We start from the raw sequence: 2,638 nt of genomic DNA on the forward strand, positions 1-2,638 counted from the left end.
CGCGCCGATCACCATCGCCGGGCCGAACGCGATCCCCCTCTTGGCCCCGCCCCGCCCGGCCGCGAGCAGCACCAGCGCCACCGCCGCGTTGATCACGAAGGCCGCGAGGGTGCCCGCCATGACGGCCGGCCACCCCAGCCAGCCCAGGAACGCCCCGAGCACGCCGGACAGCTTGACGTCCCCCAGGCCCAGCCCGGACGGGTTGATCAGGGCCAGGACGAAGTAGAACGTGAGCAGCACGGCCGCGGCGGCGGCGGCCCGGCCGAACGAGCCCCAGACGTCGAACATCCCGGCCGTCACCGCCAGCCCGCCCAACACCACGGGGTACAGGGGCAGGACGATCGCGTCCGGCAGTCGGTAGACCGCCAGGTCGATCGGCACCAGCAGGGCGCACGCCACGGCCAGGGCGACAAAGGCCGCCAGGTCGGCCCACCCCAACGCCAGGTACGCCGCGCCGTAGCCCCCGGCCGCGGCCAGCGCCACGTGCAGGCCACTGCGCAGCCACCGGGAGTCGGAATCGGCGAGGGAGCGCATCCACCGCCCGAGCAGGGCGGCGGCCAGCCCGGACACCACGGCCGTGGCCACGGCAATCACGAAGAGCATGTCAGGAGAACGCCTCCATCTTGTTGATCGCGGTGGGTCCGAGCAGCACGATGAACAGTACGGGCAGGATGCACACGAGGAGCGGGAAGATCACCTTGACCGGCACCTGCTGGGCCTTCTCCTCCGCCCGCTGGCGCCGCTTGAGCCGCATCTCGGAGGCCTGGGTGCGCAGGACGTCGGCCACGGAGATGCCGTAGGCGTCGGCCTGGATGATCGCGCGGACGAAGCGCCGCAGGTCGGGCACGTCGGTCCGGAGCGCCAGCGACTCGTAGGCGGTGCGGCGGAGCTGGCCCACCTGGATCTCCTGCAGGGTCCGGATGAGTTCGTGGGCGAGCGGGCCGAATGCTCTGGACAGACGCCCATTAGTCAGGAATGCCTTGGGCCGCGGCCTGGCGTGGTCTGGACACGGCGGCGGGGCCGTGGTGTCCCGCGGGCTCACTTGCCCCGCGGCACCCGGCCCATGAGGTAGAACTCCGGGTTCGGCCGCATGTCGGTGGCGTTGGCCACCCGGTTGCTCAGGCCGAAGAGCCCGGCGATGGAGACGATGTCCCAGGCGTCCTCGTCGTCGAGCCCGTGCTCGCGCAGGGCCGCGAAGTCGGCGTCGCAGAGCTCGTCCGAGCGGAGGTTGACCGTGGTGGCGAAGTCGCAGATGGCCCGCTCCCGCGGGGTCAGGTCGGCCTTGCGGTAGTTCACCGCCAGCTGGTCGGCGATGAACGGGTCCTTCTTGACGATCCGCAGGATCGCGCCGTGCGCCACCACGCAGAACTGGCAGTTGTTCTGCCCGGAGACGGTCACGATGATCATCTCCTTGTCCGCCTTGGACATGTTCGAGCCCTCACGGTCCATCAGGGCGTCGTGGTAGGCGAAGAACGCGCGCCATTCCGCCGGGCGGCGGCCGAACATCAGGAACACCTCGGGGACGAACCCGGCCTTCTCCTGCTCGGCGAGGATGCGTTCCCGCAGGTCCTCGGGCAGATCGGTGAGTTCAGCAAGGGGGTAGCGATCGGACATCCGGGCCTCCGGGGGTGGTCGGGTGAGGGGGGTCACCTCAGCGTAGGGCGCGCACCCGGGGTTCGGCTCACACTGCGGATCAAGGTTCCCCCGCGCCCGCACCCGCGCCCGCACCCGCGGGTGGACGTCGCGCATCGACCCGCGCACGGCGGCTGAAGGGGCCAGGTCCCGGGTCAGGAGTCGCGGAGCCGGCCCCAGACGTGGACGTGCTCGATCTCCACCCACGCGTCCACGCGGGCGCGGTGGCGCACCGGGTACGGCCCGCCGGTGTAGTGCGTGCTCAGCGCATCGATGCCGGAGAGGTCCGGGTCGTCGGCGATCTCCACCACGCGCCCCTGGATGCTCACGTGGGTGTACCAGTCCTCGGAGGCGATGACCGACAGCGCCACCCGCGGATCCCGGCGGATGTGCTGAAGGCGCACCCGATCGGCGTCGAGGTTCAGGTGGATCCGGTCGCCGTCGACCAGGCGATACCAGGTGGGCACCGTGACCGGGGAACCGTCCTTGCGGAGGGTGGCCATGACCGCCGGGTTGGGCTTCATCAAGAGGTCGCGGACGTCGGGGTCGAGCGGCGTGGCGCTCATGACAGCAGATCCTGGGCGGCCTCGCGGCTGGCCTCCACCGGTCGCGGCCCCACCGCCTCGCCCGCCGGCAGGAACCGGCCGGCCGCGAACTCGGCGCCGTAGCCCGGCGCGAACTCCCCGTCCTGCCACACCACCCGGCCTCCGATGATCGTCGCCGCCACCGCCCTGTCGTTGCGGTTGACCATCCGGCGGATCCCGCCGAGCTCGGGCATGGCCTCCTCGTGGTACTCGAGGGACTCGCCGTCGAGCCCCGACGGGTCCATCACCACCACGTCGGCGCGCCGGCCCACCTCCAGTCGCCCGGCATCGAGGCGGTAGAAATCGGCCAGCTCGCCGGTGAGCTTGTGGACCGCCTCCTCGGTGGTGAGGAAGGGCGTGCCCGCGCGCTGCGCCTGGTAGACGCGCTCGAGCAGGCGGACGCCGAAGTTGTAGAAGGCCAT

The 2,638-nt window shown here is 71.5% G+C and carries 4 protein-coding genes and 1 pseudogene; all 5 read right to left on the reverse strand.

Annotation, left to right across the window (positions count from 1 at the left end; translation table 11 throughout):
* Positions 1-603 (reverse strand): prepilin peptidase (locus tag B4M60_RS13870; protein WP_291085242.1); only part of this gene is annotated, 603 nt, incomplete at its 3' end.
* Between the two features lies 1 nt (position 604).
* A complete protein-coding gene (locus B4M60_RS13875; protein WP_291085244.1) occupies positions 605-898 on the reverse strand; it encodes a type II secretion system F family protein in 294 nt (97 codons plus the stop codon).
* A gap of 140 nt (positions 899-1,038) precedes the next feature.
* Entirely contained in the window at positions 1,039-1,614 is a 576-nt protein-coding gene (locus B4M60_RS13880) for a peroxidase-related enzyme (RefSeq protein ID WP_291085247.1), read from the reverse strand.
* Between the two features lie 173 nt (positions 1,615-1,787).
* On the reverse strand, positions 1,788-2,198 hold the full coding sequence (locus B4M60_RS13885) for a PPOX class F420-dependent oxidoreductase (RefSeq protein ID WP_291085249.1): 411 nt from the start codon (positions 2,196-2,198) through the stop codon (positions 1,788-1,790).
* Positions 2,195-2,638, reverse strand: a pseudogene (locus B4M60_RS13890) (amidohydrolase family protein); the annotation flags it as partial. The pseudogene B4M60_RS13890 and the gene B4M60_RS13885, both read right to left, overlap by 4 nt.

Source organism: Dietzia sp. UBA5065, assembly GCA_002415925.1.
In the GTDB taxonomy this organism is placed as follows: Bacteria; Actinomycetota; Actinomycetes; order Mycobacteriales; family Mycobacteriaceae; genus Dietzia.

Bases quoted from the DNA above. Each gene is read 5' to 3' on its own strand.
- B4M60_RS13880 (WP_291085247.1), bottom strand. From the start codon at position 1,614: ATGTCCGATCGCTACCCCCTTGCTGAACTCACCGATCTGCCCGAGGAC.
- B4M60_RS13885 (WP_291085249.1), bottom strand. From the start codon at position 2,198: ATGAGCGCCACGCCGCTCGACCCCGACGTCCGCGACCTCTTGATGAAG.